We start from the raw sequence: 19,207 nt of genomic DNA on the forward strand, positions 1-19,207 counted from the left end.
TCCTAGTTAGGCACAATGCAGCTCGTCATCGTCGAATCGCCCGCCAAGGCCAAAACCATCGAGAAGTATCTCGGCTCGGACTATCGCGTCCTCGCCAGCTACGGCCACGTCCGCGACCTGCCGCCACGCGACGGCTCCGTGAACCCCGACGAGGGGTTCGCGATGGAGTGGGAAAACTACGCCGACAAGACCAAGCAGCTCAAGGCGATCGCCGATCTCGCCAAGACCGCCGACCGCCTGATCCTCGCCACCGACCCCGATCGCGAGGGCGAGGCGATTTCGTGGCACGTCCAGGAGGTGCTCGCCAAGCGCAAGGCGCTGCCCAAGGACGTCCAGCGCGTCACCTTCAACGCGATCACCAAACAGGCGGTGACGCAGGCGATGCAGGCGCCGCGCGATCTCGATACCGACCTGATCGACGCATACCGGGCGCGCCGCGCGCTCGACTATCTGGTCGGCTTCACGCTCTCGCCGGTGCTGTGGCGCAAGCTGCCCGGCGCCAAGTCGGCGGGGCGCGTCCAGTCGGTGGCGCTGCGGCTGATCGTCGATCGCGAACGCGAGATCGAGGCGTTCCGCGCGCAGGAATATTGGTCGGTCATCGCGAGCATGGAGCAGGACGGCACGCCGTTCGCCGCGCGGCTGGTGCAATGGCAGGGCAAGAAGCTCGACCGCCTGTCGATCGGCAACGAGGGCGACGCCCTCAAGGCCAAGGCCGATGTCGAGGCCGGCAATTTCTCGGTCCAGTCGGTCGAGACCAAGCCCGCGACGCGCAACCCGCCGCCGCCCTTCACCACCTCGACGCTCCAGCAGGAGGCGGCGCGCAAGCTCGGCTTCTCCGCCGATCACACGATGCGGATCGCGCAGCAGCTCTACGAGGATGGCGCGATCACCTATATGCGGACCGACGGCGTGCAGATGGACGGCAGCGCCATCTCCGCCGCGCGTGCCGCGATCGCGGATCGCTACGACGGCGGCTATGTGCCGGACAAGCCGCGCCAGTATCAGACCAAGGCCAAGAATGCGCAGGAAGCGCACGAGGCGATCCGCCCGACCGATTTTTCGAAGGACCGCGTCGGCTCGGGCGACCATGCCCGGCTCTACGATCTGGTGTGGAAGCGCGCGCTCGCGTCGCAGATGGCCTCGGCGCGGATGGAGCGCACCACGATCGAGCTGGCCGACGGCACCGGGCGCAACGTGCTGCGCGCGACCGGTCAGGTCGTGCTCTTCCCCGGCTATCTCGCGCTTTACGAGGAAGGGCAGGACGATTCGCAGGATGAGGACGCCAAGCGCCTGCCGCGGATGCGCGAGGGCGACAGCCCGGCCAAGAAGGACATCGTAGCCGAGCAGCATTTCACCCAGCCGCCGCCGCGCTTTTCCGAAGCGTCGCTGGTCAAGCGGATGGAAGAATTGGGGATCGGTCGCCCGTCGACCTATGCCTCGATCATCAAGACGCTCAAGGACCGCGCCTATGTGCGTGTCGAGAAGAACCGCTTCTTCGCCGAGGAGAGCGGGCGACTGGTGACGGCGTTCCTCGAGCGGTTCTTCGAGAAATATGTCGGCTTCGACTTCACCGCCGAGCTGGAGGAGGAGCTGGACGACGTGTCCGGCGGCCGCGCGCAATGGCAGGCGGTGCTGGAGGCGTTCTGGCGCGACTTCAAGCCGCGCACCGCCGAGGTGATGGAGCAGAAGCCGAGCGAGGTCACCGCCGCGCTCGACCAGTTCCTCGCGCCATACCTGTTCCCCGAAAAGGCCGATGGCAGCGACCCGCGGCTGTGCCCGGCGTGCCATGCCGGGCAGCTTGCGTTGCGCGGCGGCAAGTTCGGCGCGTTCATCGCGTGCAGCAACTATCCCGACTGCAAGTTCACGCGCCGCTTCGCGCAGGGCGGCGATGCGGCGGCGGAGGATGCCGGGCCGGAGACGCTCGGGCAGGATCCCGACACCGGGCTGCCGGTCGAGCGCAAGAGCGGGCGTTTCGGCCCGTACATCCAGCTTGGTGAGGGCAAGGAGGCGAAGCGCGCGTCGATCCCCAAGGACATCGGCGAACTCGATTTCGAGATGGCGCTGCGTTTGTTGAACCTTCCGCGCACGATCGGGCAACATCCGGAGACGGGTCTGCTCATCAATGCCAGCATCGGCCGCTATGGGCCGTACCTCGTGCACGACGGCAAATATGCGCGACTTTCGTCAACATCGGAGGTGTTCGAAACCGGCATGAACGCCGCGGTGGTCAAGCTGGCCGAGGCGGCGGCGGGGGGCGGTCGCCCGGCCCGTGGCGCGGCGCGGGCGCCGCTCAAGGTGCTGGGGGCTCACCCACGCACCGAGGCGGAGATCAAGCTGATGGAGGGCCGCTACGGTCCCTATGTCACGGACGGCACGACCAATGCCACGCTGCCGAAGACGATCGCCCCGGACCAGCTGACGCTGGAGGAAGCCGCGCAACTGCTCGACGACCGCGCGGCGGCAGGGCCGTCGAAAGCGAAGAAGAAGGCGCCGGCAAAGAAGGCGGCGGCGAAGAAGCCCGCCACGGAGAAGAAACCCGCGGCAAAGAAGGCACCTACCAAGAAAGCCGCGGCAAAGGCGTAGACGTCAACTCGTCGCCCCATACCGTCATTGCGAGTGTAGCGAAGCAATCCAGGGCGTCCTGGTCCGTCGCTGGATTGCTTCGCTACGCTCGCAATGACGGAGGGACAAAGTCCGACGGCAAAGCCGCCGGCCTCACGTCGGACGGGTTCGGCGAGGCCGACCCGCCGGCCGGACCGGTCGCTGCGCGGCCGCTTGGTCGCACACCGCCGCGGGCGTAGCCGCGGCGGCGACCGGTCACATCTTCGCCAGCAATTCCTTAATCGACACGAACGCAAACCCGACCGAACTATCAGCAATGCCGTAGGGCATGAAAAGCTTATCGCCGTGCTTCATCGCGCCGCACGTATAGACGACGTTCGGCACATAGCCCTCGCGGTCCTGATCCGCCGCCGCGAGGATTGGCGAGCGCGTGCGCCCGATGATCCGTGCCGGATTGTCCTTGTCGAGCAACGCCGCGCCGATCGAATACTTGCGCATCGCGCCGACGCCATGCGTCAGCAGCAGCCAGCCTTCGTCGATCTCGATCGGCGGTCCGCAATTGCCGATCTGGACGAACTCCCAAGGAAACACCGGCTTGAGGATCAGCTCGCCATCGTCCCAATGCGTCAGATCGTCACTGCGCAGCAGGTAGAGGTTCTCGCCGTCCTGCCGCCCGATCGACAGATATTCGCCGCCGACCTTGCGCGGGAACAGCGCAATGCCCTTGTTGCGCGCCGCGCTGCCGGTCATCGGGATCAGGTCGAACGCCCGGAAATCGCGCGTCCGCAACAGCTCCGACTGGATCGTCGCACCATTATAGGCGGTATAGGTGCCCAGCCATTCCTGCGTCCCGTCATCGTGCGTGAAGTGCACGAGCCGCAAATCCTCCAGCCCCTTGGACTGCGCATCGGTGATCGGGAAGATCACCGTGCCCGACAGGGTGCTGTCGCGGTGGCGGTAGACCGTCACCGGCCCGCTCGGCGGCGCTTCCTCGTCGGTGCCGGTCGCGTCGGTCGCGGTCGCGAACGGCGGCTCAGGGGCCAGCTTCAGCTCGTTCTCGCTGGTGATGATCCCCTCGCGGAACGCCACCGAAGAGATATGCCCCTCGCCGACCGCGCGCAGCGACATGACGATGCGCTGCGCCCCGTCCTCCATCCCCGACTGATCGGGATGCGGCACCGCGCTGGGGTTCATCAGCGCGGCGGCGGCATAACTGTACTCGTGGCAGAAATAGGCACCGATCAACTGCCGCTTCTCATCGGAGATGCAGCTGCCGTCGAGATCGTGCGCCGCCGCGATCTCGTCATAGCGGGTCATGAACACGCGCCGCGTCTGCCAGTGGCGCGCCTCGAAATCCTTCAGCACCAGATCGAGCTGGTCACGCGCCTCTTGCGGAGACATGTCCATGACCTCGCTGATGAGCCGCTGCGAACGGCTGACGCCGTTGGCATTGGCGATCCAGCCGATGTGGAAGGGTCGCACCACGACGCGCGACGGGTCGGCATGCAAACGCAGCCGGTGGTTGAACAGCTCCAAGGACCAGCCTCGTCTTTAGGGACGTCGAACGCGAGCGTCGCCGCCGTCAGGCGGAGACACGCACCGTCCCTGCCACTTTTCCGACGCGCTTTGAAAGCCCCGAAATCGCACAGGACGCCATTTGTAACGCGAGGATCGACTCGGCACCTTGATTGCGGTTGAGCCCGGTCGGCATCAGCCCGTCGAAACAGCCGCCGTCACGCTGCGTCGCCAGCGGCAGGTCGAGGTCGTTGACGCCGAGATACCAGTCATAGGCGCGCTTCGCCTCGGCATACCAGCGCGCGTCGCCGGTCGCGTCGAACGCCGCGGCGCAGGCGTCGATCGTCGCCTGTGCCTCCAGCGGCTGCTGGTCGAACGGCAACGGATCCTCGTAGACGCGCCCGAAACTCTCCGACCCGACCGCACGGAAATGCCCCTCCGGCGCAGTCTGGCGTGCGACGATCCAGTCGAGCGTATCGAGCCCGCACGCGATCAGATCGGCACGGTTGAGCGCCAGCCCGGCGCGCAGCATCGCCTCGGGGAGCCGCGCATTGTCATAGGCGAGCACGATCTCGAACCAGCACCATTCCGGCCGACGCGCCGCGTCGAGCAAGGCGAGATGCTCGTCGGGGAAGCGGCGCAGGATCTGCAACGCCATCTCATGACCCGGCGACGCTTCCAGCATCGCCGCCGCGCCGAGCATCGCAAACGCCTGCGCGCGTGGGCTGCCGAGCTCGAGCGCGAGGCTGGCGGTGTTGTCGAACATCGCGGTCGCCCAGTCGCGGTGCTTGGGCTCGTGCGCGTCGCGCGCCGTCACGCCCAGCGCCCAGAGCGCGCGCCCATTCGAATCCTCGGATCCGACGTCCTCGCACCACGTCCGGTCGAAGTTCATGAAGTTGCGGAAGCGCCGCGCCTCGGCGTTCCACGCGAACTGCACGAACGACGCATAGATCGTCGTCCACTTGTCACGCGTCTCGGCGTCGAGGTCGTCAATAGCGCTCATCAGCATCAGCGCGCGCGCATTGTCGTCGATGCAATAGCCGTGGCGACGATCGGGGACCGAGAAGATCGAATGCTGGAGCATCCCGGTCGCATCGCTCATCCGCTCGACGGCCGCGATATCGGGAGCCAACACCTGTTTGTCAGCCTTGCCGGAATGCGGAAGCCGCTGCGTCCGGGTCGACAGGCTGGCCATCAGTTCGTCCATTGCCTTCTCCACAACGCGCGGCCAGATCATCGTCCGGCCCCGCGCATAAGCCCGGGCCGACAGCCGCGCGAGATTGCGCGCGCTGCCGAGCAGGTCGTTGATCTCGCGTGCGAACGCGGCGGGGTCGCGGAAATCGACCAGAACGCCGTGTCCATCGGCAAGGATTTCGGTGGCATGGACGTACGGGGTGGATACCACCGCCTTGCCGACGCCGACCGCATAGCTGAGCGTCCCGCTCGTGATCTGCGCGGGGTTCAGATACGGTGTCGCGTAAATGTCGGCCGCCTGCAGGTAATCGATCAGGTCGTCGTGATCGACGAAGGCGTCGATGAACGCGACGTTCGCCCCGACCCCCAGCTCTTCGGCACGCGCCTTGAGCGAGTCGCGATACTTCTCGCCCTCATGCGCAACCAGATTGGGATGGGTCGCGCCGAGCACGACGTACATCGCCTCGGGGTGCCGCTCGACCACCGACGGCATCGCCTCGATGATCGTCTCGATCCCCTTGCCCGGCGCGAGCAGCCCGAAGGTCAGGATCACGCGGCGGCCATCCCAGCCGAAACGCGCCTTGAACGTGTCTGGCTCGGCGAACGGCCGGTCGGGCACGCCGTGCGGGATCGTCGCGATCTGCTTCGGGTTGGCGCCATAAACGCGCTCGAGGATCTCGCGTCCGCGCTCGGCCATCACGATCACCTTGGCGGCGCGGCGCAACAGCCCTTCGAGCACCGTCCGCTCGGCGGTGCTCGGCTTTTCAAGCACAGTATGCAGCGTCACGATCAGCGGCAGCGACACACGATCGAGCAGCGCAAGGATATGCCCGCCCGCCTCGCCGCCGAAGATGCCATATTCGTGCTGGAGCCACAGCACCTGCGCACCGCTGTTCTCGATCGCGCGCGCGGTCGAGACATAGGCGTCGCGATCGTGCTGCGGGATCGTGCCGACCACCGCCGCAGGATAATCGTAGCGGCCGGGATGGTCGTCCATCGCATAGACGTCGACCTGCATCTCGGGGAAGCGGGCCCGCAGTGCCTGATAGGTGTCGGTGGTGAAGGTCGCGATCCCGCACTTTCGCGGCAGGAAATTACCGATCAGCGCGATATGTCCGACGTCCAGCGCTCCGGTCGACTGCTTCATCCCCTTACCTTTGCCGATGGATACGGCGCCCGATGCGCGCGTGTTCGCAATGATGAACCGTTATTTAGGCGAAAGGTTGCCCGAATTCCGCAGTGCAGCATGGCGCATCGGGCTGATCCAAGTCAATTACCCGCGCCCGCGGTAAGGTGCGACGCCCTGATCCGGCAGCCACAACCCGGCGGGTGCCGCCCCCGATTGCCAGAAGACGTCGATCGGCATCCCGCCGCGCGGATACCAGTAACCGCCGATCCGCAACCATTGCGGCTGCATCTCGCGGAACAGCCGCTCGCCGATTCCGACCGTACAATCCTCGTGGAACGCCGCATGGTTGCGGAAGGAGCCAAGGAACAGTTTCAGCGACTTGGACTCGACGATCGTCTCGGCCGGCGCATAGTCGATCACCAGATGCGCAAAGTCCGGCTGCCCGGTCACCGGGCACAGCGAGGTGAATTCGGGCTGGGTGAAGCGCACCAGATAGGTCTGCGCCGGGCGCGGATTGGGGACGTAATCGAGCACCGCTTCCTCGGGAGAAGCGGGCAAGGTGCTGGTCTGGCCAAGATGCATCGGAGTCATGCGCGCGCACATAAGGCGTGACGCGGGCAATTGCGACCTGTTCGAAGCCGTCACGCTGGCGCTATGGAGAGGCGCATGACCGCTCTCGTCTCCACCGAATGGCTCGCCGCGCACGCGGGCACGCCGGGGCTGCGCCTCCTCGACGCCAGCTATCACGTCGGCCTGCCCGGCGAACCGCCACGCGACGCCGCCGCCGAGTTCGCCGCCGGCCACGTCCCGGGCGCGACCTTTATGGACCTTGCCGGCTTCAACGCGCCGGATGCACCGCTGCCCTCCACCATGCCGGACGCCGCGCATTTCGCGGCGCGGGCGGGGCGGCTCGGGTTGCGCAGGGACGACCGGATCGTGCTCTACGACGACGCACCGCACCGCACCGCGGCGCGCGCCTGGGTGATGCTGCGCGCGTTCGGCTTCACCGATGTCGCGCTGCTCGACGGCGGCCTGGCGAAATGGAAGGCCGAGGGACGTCCGCTTGAACAAGGCGCAGCGCCGGTCGCGCCGACCATCGTCGAGGTGCCCGCTTCCGGTATCGGCCTGCTCGATCTCGCCGCGATGCACGCGCTCCAGCAGGACGGCAGCGCGCAGATCGTCGACGCCCGCTCGACGGCGCGCTTCACCGGCGCGGAACCCGATCCCCGTCCCGGCGTCGCGCCCGGACATATACCGGGCGCGCGCAACCTGCCCTATCCGCAGCTCTTCAACGCCGACGGCACGTGGAAACAGGGCGAGGCGCTCGCCGCCGCCTTTACCACCGCGGGTGTCGATCTCGACCGCCCGCTGGCGATGACCTGCGGCTCGGGGATCACCGCCAGCGTGCTCGCGTTCGGCGCTCATCTGCTCGAGCGCGAGGCAGCGGTCTATGACGGCAGCTGGACCGAATGGGGCGGCGATCCCGCCACCCCCAAGGCGACGGGGAACGCATGAGCGCACGCGACGACATCCGACCGGCGACGCGGCTGGTCACCGGCGGACGGCGCAAGGAGTGGACCGGCGGGGTGGTCAACACGCCGGTCTGGCGCGCCTCGACGATCCTCTACGACGATGTCGCGCATTTGCGCGCGACCGGCGCGCGCGACACCCACCACCGGCTGTTCTACGGTCGCCGCGGTACGCCGACGCACTGGAGCCTCGCCGATGCGCTGACCGAGCTGGAGCCGGGCGCGGAGGGGACGTTCCTCTATCCCTCGGGCGTCGCCGCGGTCTCTGCGTGCCTGCTGACGCTGCTGTCGCCCGGCGACGAGCTGCTGCTGGTCGACAGCGCCTATGACCCGACCCGCGCGCTCGCCGACAAATTGCTGGCGCGGATGGGGGTGACGACCCGCTATTACGACCCGCTGATCGGCGCGGGCATCGCCGAACTGATCGGCGAGCGCACCCGCGTGATCTTCATGGAAAGCCCCGGCAGCCTGACCTTCGAGGTGCAGGACGTCCCCGCGATCGTCGCTGCCGCGCAGGCGCGCGGGGTCGCGACGGTCATCGACAACACCTGGGCGACGCCGTTGCTGTTCCCGGTGATTGAACTGGGCGTCGATTATTCGATCCTCGCCTGCACCAAGTATATCGCCGGCCATTCCGACGTGATGATGGGCTCGGTGACCGCCGGACCGGGCCGGTTCGCGGCGCTGCGCGATACCAGCTTCCAGCTCGGGCAGGTCATCGGCGCGGACGACGCCTATCTCGCCGCACGCGGGCTGCGCACCATGGGGGTGCGGCTGGAGCGCCATGAGGCGAGCGCACTGCGGATCGCCGAATGGCTCGCGGCCCGCCCCGAAGTCGCGCGCGTCCTCCATCCCGCGCTCCCCTCTTGTCCCGGCCACGACCTGTGGCAGCGCGACTTCAAGGGCGCCGCAGGCTTGTTCGCGTTCGTGCTCGCGGGCGGCGGCGACGCGGCGCGCTGCGCCTTGATCGACACGCTCGACCTGTTCGGGATCGGCTATAGCTGGGGAGGATTCGAGAGCCTCGCGGTGCCGGTCGATCCGCAGCGCCACCGCACCGCCACCACCCCCGACTTCGCCGGGCCGCTGGTGCGGTTGCAGATCGGGCTCGAAGACCCCGAGGACCTGATCGCCGACCTCGAACGCGGGCTGGCGGCGTGGCGCGCGGCGCAGGCGTGACCGATGTCGGCGCCCTGCTCGAGATGGTGCCGGCGCAGGCCGACCTGATCGAGCTGGCGGCGGCCGGCGCGCTGGTAATCGCGGCGCTGGCGCTGGGCGTCATGGCGCAGCGGATCGTCGGCGCGCGCACCGCCGCCTGGTGGCGCGCGCGCGTCGGCGCGCATGTCGAGGGGCTGAGCCCGCGCATCGCGACGATCATCCGCCACGGCGCCGCCGTGCTGCTGCTCGCCTTGATCTACGCCGTCTGGCCGTGGGGTCCGCTGGCGGCGGCGGCGATCGGCTTTGCGATGGCGGCGGCTGGGACGCTGACCGCGCACCAGCTGATGCGCGGCGTCGGCATCCCGCGCTGGGCGGCCTATGTCGTCGAGCTGGTCGTCTTCACCGGCATTTTCAGCCATGCGGTCGGCGGGTTGGAGCCGATCACCACCACGCTCGATGCGATCGGGGTGCGGGTCGGCAGCCGCCGCCTGTCTTTGCTCTCGCTGATCGAGGTGCTGGTCATCGTCGTCGCGCTGATGGCGGCGGTGCGCGTCGCCAACCGCCTGACCGCGCACACCATCGCCCATGCCCGCGCGCTCGACCCGACGCAGAAGGTGCTGGCGCAGAAGATCGCCGGGATCGTCGTCGTGGTCTTCGCCTTCCTGTTCGGGATCGACCTGCTCGGGATCGACCTCACCGCCTTCGCGGTCTTCTCGGGCGCGTTCGGGCTCGCGGTCGGCTTTGGCATGCAGAAGACGATCGGCAATCTGATCGCCGGGATCATCCTGCTGATGGACCGCTCGATCAAGCCCGGCGACGTGATCGCGGTCGGCACCAGCTTCGGCTGGGTCAACAAGATCGGCGTCCGCGCGGTGTCAGTGGTGACGCGCGACGGCAAGGAGCATCTGATCCCGAACGAGGATCTGATGACCCGCGAGGTCGAGAACTGGTCCTATTCCGACCGCAATGTCCGCGTCCGCATCCCGGTGCGCGTCCCTTATGATTGCGACCTGCAGGCGGCGCAGGCGCTGATGCTGCGCGCCGCGCGCGAATCACCGCGCGTGCTCGACACCCCCAAGCCGAACGTCTGGCTCACCGGCTTCGGCACCGATGGCGCGGAACATGAGATTCTGGCGTGGATCAGCGACCCCGAGAGCGGCGTCGGCAACGTCCGGTCGGACGTGCTCAATCGCTTGTGGACGATGTTCCGCGATGCCGGGATCGGAATGCCGTTCGCGCAACGCGACATCTATGTGCGGAGCTGGCCGGGACAGGATGCGTCGACGCCTTGACCATCGCATCGGAGTTGATCCCGGGATCACCGTCGTCCCTGCGCAGGCAGGGACCCATGTCTGTCGAATGCAAAAGGGCCATCTGACACACGGCGCAACGCGTTTGTGTCAGATGGCCCGACAGGACGAAGCAGACATAGGCCCCTGCCTTCGCAGGGGCGACGGCTGGACTTATTGCTGCGGCGTCGGCTGCACGGGAGCGGGCTGTGCGGGAGCAGGCTGTGCAGGCACGGTCGCAGCCGCCCCACCCACCGAAGCGCGCGCATCCTGCCCGTCGCCCTGCGGTGCGGCGACGATGTCGCTGGTGGTCTGGCCCTTGTCGACGACGTTGGTCGCCGGATCGCCGACCCCCGAGCGGATGCCTGGCGTCGACGCGCTCGCGCCGCCGGCCTGCTCGACCACGCCCGCCTCGCCCGCACTGCGCGCCGCCGGTCCGCCGAACAGCGCCTCGACGGCCTGCGCCTGCGGGTTGTTGCCCTGCGTCCGCGCGGCACCCGGCTGCGGCGGGACCAAGGCGAAATCAGGCGGGATGATCAACGGCGCCTGCCGCGCGACCGCGAACTCGTCGGGGCGGGCGCGGTCGTAGCCGCGCTTGCCGCAGCCAGCGAGCAGCCCCAGCGCCGCCATCCCGGCCACCACCACCACAGACTTACGCATGGACATTCTCCGAAACATCGTCGCGCTTCTCGCGGATCAGGAGCGCGCGCACCAGCAGAATCAGCACGCCGATCGTGATCGCGGCATCCGCGACGTTAAACACCAGAAACGGCCGCCATTCGCCGAAATGCAGATCCGCGAAATCGACCACATAGCCCAGCCGCACGCGGTCGACGATATTGCCGAGCGCGCCGCCCAGCACCAGCCCGAGCGCGAGCTGATCCGCACGCTTGCGCTCGCGGAACATCCACACCGCCACCGCGATCGCGATCGCGGCGGTGAACGCGACCAGCAGCCAGCGCGTCGTGTCGGTCTCCGCGCGCAACATCCCCAGCGACACGCCCTCGTTCTTGGTAAAGCGCAGGTCGAAGATCGGCAGCAACGTACGATACGCGCCGAGGAAATCGATCCGCAGCGGCCCGGTGACCCACCATTTGACGAACTGGTCGACCGCGAAGACGATTCCGGCCAGCAGCAATCCGGCGCGCGGGATCACGCTGCCGTCCCCGTCACGGCCGCGCAACGCCCGCACAGGTCGCCGTCGATCGCGACCTCGGGCAGATGCCGCCAGCAGCGCCCGCATTTGTGATAGTCGGTGCGCGCCACATCGACCGTGGCCGCCTCGCTGACCCTCGCGACGATAAACAGCTCCGCCAGCGCCTCGGCCGGCAGCGGCAGTTCGGGAACCGTCACCTCCGCCTCAAGGCTCGAGCGCACCGTCTTTTCGCGGCGCAGCGGCTCGATCGCCTCGGTCACGCGCTCGCGCAACGCCCGCACCTTCAGCCAGCGTTGCGCGACATCCTCCCCGGCCTCGTCGGGCAAGGTCGGCCATTCGAGGAAGTGCACCGAACTGTCGTCGGCCGGAAAGCGTGCCTGCCACACTTCCTCGGCGGTGAAGACCAGCACCGGCGCGGCATAGCGGACCAGCGCATGGAACAACACGTCGAGCATCGTGCGATACGCCCGACGCTTCACGTCGGTCGGCGCGTCGCAATAGAGCGAGTCCTTGCGCACGTCGAAGAAGAACGCCGACAGATCCTCGTTGCAGAAGTCGGTCAGCCGCCGAACGTAGCGGTTGAATTCATAGGACGTCGCCGCGTCCTTCAGCTCGCGGTCGAGCGAGTGGAGCAGGTGGAGCATATAGCGCTCCAGCTCCGGCATCTCCGCGACCGGCACGCGCTCGGCATCGCTGAAGCCGTCGAGCGCGCCGAGCAGATAGCGGAAGGTGTTGCGCAGCTTGCGATACGCATCCGACGAGGTCGCCAGCACTTCCTTGCCGATCCGCACGTCGTCGAAATAATCGGTCGACACCGCCCACAGTCGCAGGATGTCCGCACCCGATTCGCCGATCACCTTGAGCGGATCGACGACATTGCCGAGCGACTTGGACATCTTGCGGCCCTGCCCGTCGAGCGCGAAGCCGTGCGTCAGCACCGCGTCATAGGGCGCGCGTCCCCGCGTCCCGCAGCTCTCCAGCAGCGACGACTGGAACCAGCCGCGATGCTGGTCCGAGCCCTCGACGTACAGGTTCGCGCGCGTGCCCTCGCCATAACGCGCCTCGACGACGAAGGCGTGCGTCGACCCGGAGTCGAACCACACGTCGAGGATGTCGTTGACCGGCTCGTAATCGGCGAGATCGTAGCGCTCGCCGAGCAGCACCTGATGATCGGCGGTGTACCACGCATCCGCACCACTCTCGCGGAAGGCGGTGATGATCCGCGCGTTGACCGCCGGGTCGTTGAGATATTGCCCGCTCTGGCGATGAACATAGAGCGCGATCGGCACGCCCCATGCGCGCTGGCGGCTGATAACCCAGTCGGGACGGCCCTCGACCATCGCGCGGATGCGGTTCTCGGCGCGCGTCGGCACCCATTGCGTCCGCGAGATCGCGTCGAGCGCGAGTTCGCGGAGCGTGGCCCCATTTAGCCCTCTCCCCTCGGGGGAGAGGGTTGGGTGAGGGGCTGAAGTCTCACCGAGACCGACCTCTCTGCGAGGCTCCATCCCCTCACCCAAACCCTCTCCCCGCAGGGGAGAGGGCTTATTGTCCATCGGGATAAACCATTGCGGGGTCGCGCGGAAGATCACCTTCGCCTTCGACCGCCACGAATGCGGATAGCTGTGTGCGAAATCGTCGCTCGCCGCCAGCAGCCCGCCCGCTGCGCGCAGGTCCGAACAGATCGGCCCTTCTGCGCTGACGAACTTCTTGTTGATGACGCTGCCCTGCCCGCCGAGCCACGCCCAGTCGGCACGGTACATCCCCGCGCCATCGACCGCGAACACCGGCTCGATTCCATGCTGCTTGCACAGCAGGAAATCGTCCTCGCCATGGTCGGGCGCCATATGGACCAGCCCCGTACCGGCATCCGTGGTGACGAACGCGCCCTCGAGAAATGGACGCGGCGTCGCGAAGAAGCCGCCGAGCTGGTGCATCGGGTGCCGCGCGGTCGCGCCCTCCAGCACCGGGCCCTTGATGAGCGCGATGATCTTGCCCATCGGAATACCGGTGCGCTTGGTGAAGGCGGGCATCAGCGGCTCGGCGACCAGATAGCGCCGCCCATCATGCTCGAATTGCAGATAATCGATCGCCGACCCGTAAGCGAGCGCCTGGTTGACCGGGATCGTCCACGGCGTCGTCGTCCAGATCACCGCCAGCGTGCCCGCCAGCCCCGGATATTCGGGGCAGTCGATCACCTCGAACCCGACGTCGATCTGCGTCGAGACGACGTCCTCATATTCGACCTCGGCCTCGGCCAGCGCGGTCTTCTCGACCGGGCTCCACATCACCGGCTTCGCACCGCGATACAGCTGGCCGCTCTCGGCGAACTTGAGCAGCTCGCCCGCGATCGTCGCCTCGGCCTCGAACTTCATGGTCAGATAGGGATCGTCCCAATCGCCCATCACGCCCAGCCGCTCGAACTCGTCGCGCTGCACCGCCACCCACTTCTCGGCATAGGCACGGCATTCGGCGCGGAACTGCGCGACCGGCACCTGATCCTTGTCGAGCTTCTTCGCGCGATACGCTTCCTCGACCTTCCACTCGATCGGCAGCCCGTGGCAGTCCCAGCCCGGCACGTAGGGCGCGTCATAGCCCATCAGCGAGCGGCTGCGGACGATCACGTCCTTCAGCACCTTGTTCATGGCGTGACCCATATGGATGTCGCCATTGGCATAGGGCGGGCCGTCGTGGAGGATGAAGCGCTCGCGCCCCAGCCGCTGCTGGCGCAGCTGCTGGTAGAGTCCGATCCGCTTCCAGCGGTCGAGGATCGCGGGTTCCTTCTGCGCCAGCCCGGCCTTCATCGGGAAGCCGGTCTGCGGCAGGAATACGGTGTCGCGCCAGTCGCGCGGGGTGTCGGGTGCGTCGGCCATGTGTCTCTTAGCCTTAACGGCGGGTCAGCCCGCCAGCAACTCGCGCGCGCGGGCGCAGTCCAGGTTCATCTGTGCGACCAGCGCGTCGAGGCTGTCGAACTTCGCCTCGGCGCGCAGCCACTCGATCAGCTCGACCTCGACCAGCTGCCCGTACAGGTCGCCGGCGAAGTCGAAGAAATAGGGTTCGAGCAGCTCCTTGGGCGGATCGAAGGTGGGGCGAACGCCCAGGTTCGCCGCCCCCTTGAGCACGCGTCCGTCCGCCAGCCGCCCGCGCACCGCATAGATGCCGTACGCCGGCCGCAGATACGGCCCCATGTCGAGGTTCGCGGTCGGATAGCCGATCGTCCGCCCCAGCTTGTCGCCGTGCTGGACGATTCCCTCGATCGAGAACGGTCGCGTCAGCAACCGCGCCGCGCCGCGCGGATCGCCGCCCCGCAGCGCCGCGCGGATGCGTGTCGACGAGACCGGCTCGCCGTCCAGCAGCACCGCGCCGACCGTCTCGGCCGAAAAGCCGGCGCGATCGCCCGCCGCGCGCAGCGTCGCGATATTCCCGCTCTTGGCGTGCCCGAAGGTGAAATCCTCCCCCGTCACCACGCCGCCGACCTTGAGCGCCCCGATCAGCCGCTCGGCGATGAACACCTCGGCGGGCAGCGCGGCAAGCGCGGCGTCGAACTGGAACACCACCATGCCGTCCGCCCCCGCCGCCGCGAACAGCCGCGCGCGCTGGTCGAGCGTGGTCAGCCGGAAGGGCGCGGTCTCGGGACGGAAGTGGCGGACCGGATGCGGATCGAAGGTCGCGACCAATGCCGGCCGCCCCTCCGCGCGCGCGCGCTCGACCGCCCGCGCGACGACCGCCTGATGCCCCAGGTGAAAACCGTCGAAATTGCCCAGCGCGACGATCGCGCCCGCCAAAGCGCCAGGCACCGCCGCGCCGCCGTCAAGCCGCTGCATCGGCCGCCCTTAGCGCCTGCACCGTCACCGTACCAGCGTTACGAAATCATAGGCCGGCCGCTCGCCCTCGGCCGGTCGCGACTCGCGCGCCACCTCGCGCCAGCCGGTGAACGCCGGCACCACCGCGTCGCCGTCGGGTGTGCAATGCACCTCGGTCAGCTCGATCCGGTCGGCACGGTCGAGCAGCAACGCGTAGATTTCCGCGCCACCGACGACCGTAACGTCACCATTCGCCGTGAGCGCCAGCGCTGCCTCGACATCATGCGCCACCTCCGCCCCGGCGGCGGACCAGGTTCGATCGCGCGTCAGGACGATATGCCGCCGCCCGGGTAGTGGCGCAGGAAAGCTTTCAAAGGTCTTGCGCCCCATCACCATCGGCGTGCCCATCGTCAGCGCCTTGAAGCGCCTGAGATCCTCCGGCAGCCGCCACGGCAGCCGACCGCCGACGCCGATGACGCCATTGTCGGCGCGCGCGAGAACGAAGATCATCATCCGCGCCGCGCTAGGCGCGAATGGGCGGCGAGAAAAGCGCGCATCACGCCTGATCGAGCCGGCTGGTCAGCGTCCAGCGCGCTTGTCCCTCCAGCCCGAGCGCGGTCAGCCGTCCGGTGCGATATGCGCCGGTGTCGATCGCGATGCGATTGTGGCGATGATCGACCTTCGGGACGATCGTATGGCCATGCACCACCACCGGTCCGTGATCGGCGGTGCTGGTCAGGAAGTCCTTGCGGATCCAGCGGAGATCGCGCGCCGCCTGGTCCTCGATCGGCACGCCGGGACGGATGCCGGCATGAACGAAGAGGTAATCGCCGATCCGCACCTGATCGAGCATCGCACGCAGCAAGGCGAGGTGCCGCGACGGGATCGCGGCGCGCATCACCCGCGGCAGGCCCTCGGGATCGGCCCAGAAGCGTGCGGGATCGACACCATAGCTCTCCAGCGTCTCGGCCCCGCCATGGTCGAGCCAGCTCGCCACCCCCTCGGTTTCGCCCGCGAGGATCGCCAGCAGCATCTCTTCATGATTGCCGCTCAGGACATGCTGCTGCGCGCCGGCCGGGCCGGCGTTGGCGACCAAGTCGATGACCTTCGCCGAAGCCGGGCCGCGGTCGATCAGGTCGCCGAGGAACACGATCTGCAGCGCCGCCTCGCCGCCACGCCTGGCATGATCCTCCGCGATCCAGCCGAGCAGCGGTTCGAGCAGATCGGCGCGACCATGGACGTCGCCGACCGCATAGACGCGCATCCCGGCCGGCACCGCCGCGCGCCGCGCCGGCGGCCAACCGATCAGCTGGCGTAATCGTCCCATTGCGGCGCGCGTCGCTCAGTCGAACAGCATGGCGTCGATCCGGTCGAGCACCGGCGCGCCCTGCGCGAACTTGCGCGCGAAATGCGCGTTCGAGGCGCGGATCGCGTCGAGATCGGCGTCGGTCAGCAATTGCGGATGCGCGCCGCCGCCATTCCACTGCGCATAACGATGATTGTCGCGCACCAGCTTCAACCCCGGCTCGTTGCAGAGCACGGTCTGGAAGTAACACTCGTCCGGGCAGCTTCGCATCGTCAGATGTTTTTGCAGCTTCAAATGCTGCGGCGTCGGGTTGAGCAGCAAGCGCGCGACACGCATGTTGCCGGTGAACCAATGGTCGCCGTAGAAACATGGGAAGTCGCGCGAGAAGGGGCGGAACGGCGTCGCGAACGGCAGGTGGATCGTAAAGCGTCCCGGCCGCACCCGCCGTCCGCCGTCATTGAAGCGCAGCATCGGCAGCCAGATTTCCGCGCCCTCATAATGGCTGCGCTTCAGGCGGCGATTGGCGTTCGACTCGAACTGGTCCAGCTCGGGATTGCGCGGCCCGAAGCGCGCGGCGGCGCTCTCGACCGTGTCGCCGATCTGACGATAGTCGATCAGTGCATCCGCCCCCAGCGCTGCCAGATCGGCGCGCACCGCCTCCGCCCGGCGGATCGGATAGTCGGACGCGCTCATCAGCACGAACCAGTCCGGCGCGGCATGATCGTACAACAGCCGCAGCGCCGCGAAAAAGCCGCGCACCACCGACCATTTCGCCCAGCCGGTGCGGATCGACGGCTCCACGAAGCGCACGTTGCCGGGAAATGCCCCCTTATCGATCGGACATTGCGCGCTGTCGTGATGACAGGCGATCGGCGGATCGTCGTACAGCCGGTTGAGCGCACCCACGAGCCGCAGCAATTGCGCGGGATCGCGGTGCGACAGGATCACGAAGCCGATGGTCGGATGGTTCGACAGGGGACTGACTCCGGTCACGAACGGCGAAATAGTGCCATCATCCTAACGTAACCCTACCATCGCGGTCGACGGGCGATCGGCCGCCGCGCCGGCGCCTGACAGAAAAACGGCGGCGCACCCGCTGGGTACGCCGCCGCCTTTCCTTTCGTCATCGCCGCGGCGCCGGTGCGCCGACGGCGATGCCGTGATCAGATCGCCTGCGCGAAGCGGACCGACGGACGGCGACGCATCGCGTAACCGACGACGCCGAAGCCCAGGATCATCAGCGCCCAGGTGCCCGGCTCCGGCACGGCCGGTGCCGCGCGGAACGCGACGTTGCCGCTGTAGGTCGCGCTGCCGCCGGTGACGGTGCCCGAGACGACCAGCGTCTGCGGGTTGGTCTGCGACGCGATCGGCGCCAGCGACTCAGCCTTGTAGTTGTACAGGCCCGACGTGGTCAGCGTCAGGTCGGTACCGTTCAGCGTGACCTTGTCGAGAACGAAGTTCACCATCGGGTTCATGCCCGGGATGTTGAACGCCAGCGTGATGAGGCTGGCGCCGACGAAGCCCGAGGTCGGGACTTCGAAGGTGTAGCTGTCGGTGAACGAACCGCTCTTGGCGGGCGACGCGAACGCGCCGGTGTACGTGCCATTGCTCTCGGTCAGCGAGATGTCAGCTGCCATCGCCGGCGCCGACACTGCAAACGTTGCCGCGACGATTGCGGCCGCGAAAATCTTCTTCATGCTCGAAACTCCCCTTGCACCCTGTTGACGTCCGTCCGTACCACTCACGCGACCCGCCCGATCAGGCGGTAGTGAACCGTTTTTACCGGCCACCTGATGATTCGATGTATCGCACCTTAACGAAGCGAAAACCATCATCTTTTTATCGGGACCCGCTTTCCTTGCGCTGTGCTGCTTTTGCACTGCCCGAAAGGCGACACCAAGCGATACGACCCGATAAACCGGCTTCTACTCGCTTTGGATGCGTCGCAACATCGGCGTCGCAGTCCACTTTTGGGACGTAAGGGTCAGATGGGACAACAAAAATGCCGAACGCGCCGGAGGGCGGGTTTGACAAGGGATTTCCGGCTCAAACCCGCGCGCGGTCACGGGCGAGAAGCACGCGCAGCGCGCCCACGGCCACGATCCCGATCCCACCGATTTCCAGAACCCAGTTCCAGCGCGCGCCCAGTATCGCCGAGTTGATGAAGCGGTCGATGTGATGAAACGAAGCTGCACGGATGATGACGTAAGTATAGACCAAGCAAACACCCAGAGCGGCAAGCCGCATGTTGCGTTGCAGCACGGGCAAGCGGCGCATGGCTATCATGGCCAATATTAGTCCACCGGCGGCGACGGCCAGGATGAACGCTAGCTGAAGGACGCGGCGCTCCGCGAACCAACCGAGCCGTAGCGACATGTCGCGCATCACCTGCGTGAACAGCGACTGGAGGTCGAGCTGCTTGTTGATGCCCAGCGCCAGCATCGCAAGCGCGACCCCCGCCCAGAAGCGCCATCCGTCACGTGCCTGCCGTCGTTCGCGACTCGCCACCGCCGCGCAGATCGCCGCGGCGATCAGATAAAGCGCGACCGTTACCCAGCCGATCACGCTGGGA

General features: G+C 67.4%; 16 protein-coding genes. 4 read left to right on the top strand and 12 right to left on the bottom strand.

Translation table 11 applies throughout. The features are described 5' to 3' along the window. Positions 1–15: 15 nt before the first annotated feature. Entirely contained in the window at positions 16–2,583 is a 2,568-nt protein-coding gene (gene topA / locus FHS97_RS10190; RefSeq protein ID WP_184036751.1) for a type I DNA topoisomerase, read from the top strand. 234 nt (positions 2,584–2,817) lie between these two features. On the opposite strand, the gene FHS97_RS10195 is transcribed toward topA, so the two are convergent. From FHS97_RS10195 to queF, 3 genes are all read right to left on the bottom strand, one after another. Then, complete coding sequence (locus FHS97_RS10195; RefSeq protein ID WP_184036754.1) at positions 2,818–4,098, bottom strand: glycoside hydrolase family 130 protein; 1,281 nt, start codon at positions 4,096–4,098, stop codon at positions 2,818–2,820. 46 nt (positions 4,099–4,144) lie between these two features. After that, entirely contained in the window at positions 4,145–6,418 is a 2,274-nt protein-coding gene (locus FHS97_RS10200) for a glycosyltransferase family 4 protein (protein WP_184036756.1), read from the bottom strand. A 126-nt stretch (positions 6,419–6,544) separates the two neighbouring features. Further along, positions 6,545–6,991, bottom strand: coding sequence for a preQ(1) synthase (queF, locus tag FHS97_RS10205; protein ID WP_184036758.1), 447 nt, complete (start codon positions 6,989–6,991; stop codon positions 6,545–6,547). A 75-nt stretch (positions 6,992–7,066) separates the two neighbouring features. Between queF and FHS97_RS10210 the strand changes: the two genes are divergently transcribed. Genes FHS97_RS10210 through FHS97_RS10220 form a run of 3 tightly spaced genes read left to right on the top strand, consistent with a single transcriptional unit; the run spans position 7,067 to position 10,376 of the window. Beyond that, a complete protein-coding gene (locus FHS97_RS10210) occupies positions 7,067–7,915 on the top strand; it encodes a sulfurtransferase (protein WP_184036760.1) in 849 nt (282 codons plus the stop codon). Further along, positions 7,912–9,105: a cystathionine beta-lyase gene (gene metC, locus FHS97_RS10215; protein ID WP_184036762.1), complete on the top strand. Its 1,194-nt coding sequence runs from the start codon at positions 7,912–7,914 to the stop codon at positions 9,103–9,105. The genes FHS97_RS10210 and metC overlap by 4 nt, the downstream gene beginning before the upstream one ends. After that, positions 9,102–10,376, top strand: a complete 1,275-nt coding sequence (locus tag FHS97_RS10220) for a mechanosensitive ion channel family protein (protein ID WP_343053423.1) — start codon at positions 9,102–9,104, stop codon at positions 10,374–10,376. Before metC ends, FHS97_RS10220 begins: the two co-directional genes overlap by 4 nt. Positions 10,377–10,547: 171 nt before the next feature. Here FHS97_RS10220 and FHS97_RS10225 read toward each other — a convergent pair whose 3' ends face one another. The 9 genes from FHS97_RS10225 to FHS97_RS10265 all read right to left on the bottom strand — a co-directional run bounded on the left by FHS97_RS10225 (position 10,548) and on the right by FHS97_RS10265 (position 19,200). Further along, on the bottom strand, positions 10,548–11,033 hold the full coding sequence (locus FHS97_RS10225; RefSeq protein WP_184036764.1) for a DUF3035 domain-containing protein: 486 nt from the start codon (positions 11,031–11,033) through the stop codon (positions 10,548–10,550). After that, positions 11,026–11,529, bottom strand: a complete 504-nt coding sequence (gene lspA, locus FHS97_RS10230; protein ID WP_343053424.1) for a signal peptidase II — start codon at positions 11,527–11,529, stop codon at positions 11,026–11,028. Before lspA ends, FHS97_RS10225 begins: the two co-directional genes overlap by 8 nt. Beyond that, positions 11,526–14,399: an isoleucine--tRNA ligase gene (ileS, locus tag FHS97_RS10235; RefSeq protein WP_184036769.1), complete on the bottom strand. Its 2,874-nt coding sequence runs from the start codon at positions 14,397–14,399 to the stop codon at positions 11,526–11,528. The genes lspA and ileS overlap by 4 nt, the downstream gene beginning before the upstream one ends. A gap of 24 nt (positions 14,400–14,423) precedes the next feature. Continuing rightward, complete coding sequence (locus FHS97_RS10240) at positions 14,424–15,350, bottom strand: bifunctional riboflavin kinase/FAD synthetase (protein WP_184036772.1); 927 nt, start codon at positions 15,348–15,350, stop codon at positions 14,424–14,426. Between the two features lie 24 nt (positions 15,351–15,374). Next, positions 15,375–15,842, bottom strand: coding sequence for a dihydrofolate reductase (locus tag FHS97_RS10245; protein ID WP_184036776.1), 468 nt, complete (start codon positions 15,840–15,842; stop codon positions 15,375–15,377). 43 nt (positions 15,843–15,885) lie between these two features. Next, positions 15,886–16,656, bottom strand: coding sequence for a metallophosphoesterase (locus FHS97_RS10250; RefSeq protein WP_184036779.1), 771 nt, complete (start codon positions 16,654–16,656; stop codon positions 15,886–15,888). A 15-nt stretch (positions 16,657–16,671) separates the two neighbouring features. Further along, entirely contained in the window at positions 16,672–17,628 is a 957-nt protein-coding gene (locus tag FHS97_RS10255; RefSeq protein ID WP_184036783.1) for a beta-1,6-N-acetylglucosaminyltransferase, read from the bottom strand. Positions 17,629–17,798: 170 nt separating this feature from the next. Further along, positions 17,799–18,332, bottom strand: coding sequence for an FxDxF family PEP-CTERM protein (locus tag FHS97_RS10260; RefSeq protein ID WP_184036786.1), 534 nt, complete (start codon positions 18,330–18,332; stop codon positions 17,799–17,801). Between the two features lie 349 nt (positions 18,333–18,681). Next, complete coding sequence (locus FHS97_RS10265; protein WP_184036789.1) at positions 18,682–19,200, bottom strand: hypothetical protein; 519 nt, start codon at positions 19,198–19,200, stop codon at positions 18,682–18,684. Between the last annotated feature and the right edge of the window lie 7 nt (positions 19,201–19,207).

This window comes from Sphingomonas endophytica (assembly GCF_014199415.1).
In the GTDB taxonomy this organism is placed as follows: domain Bacteria; phylum Pseudomonadota; class Alphaproteobacteria; order Sphingomonadales; family Sphingomonadaceae; genus Sphingomonas; species Sphingomonas endophytica.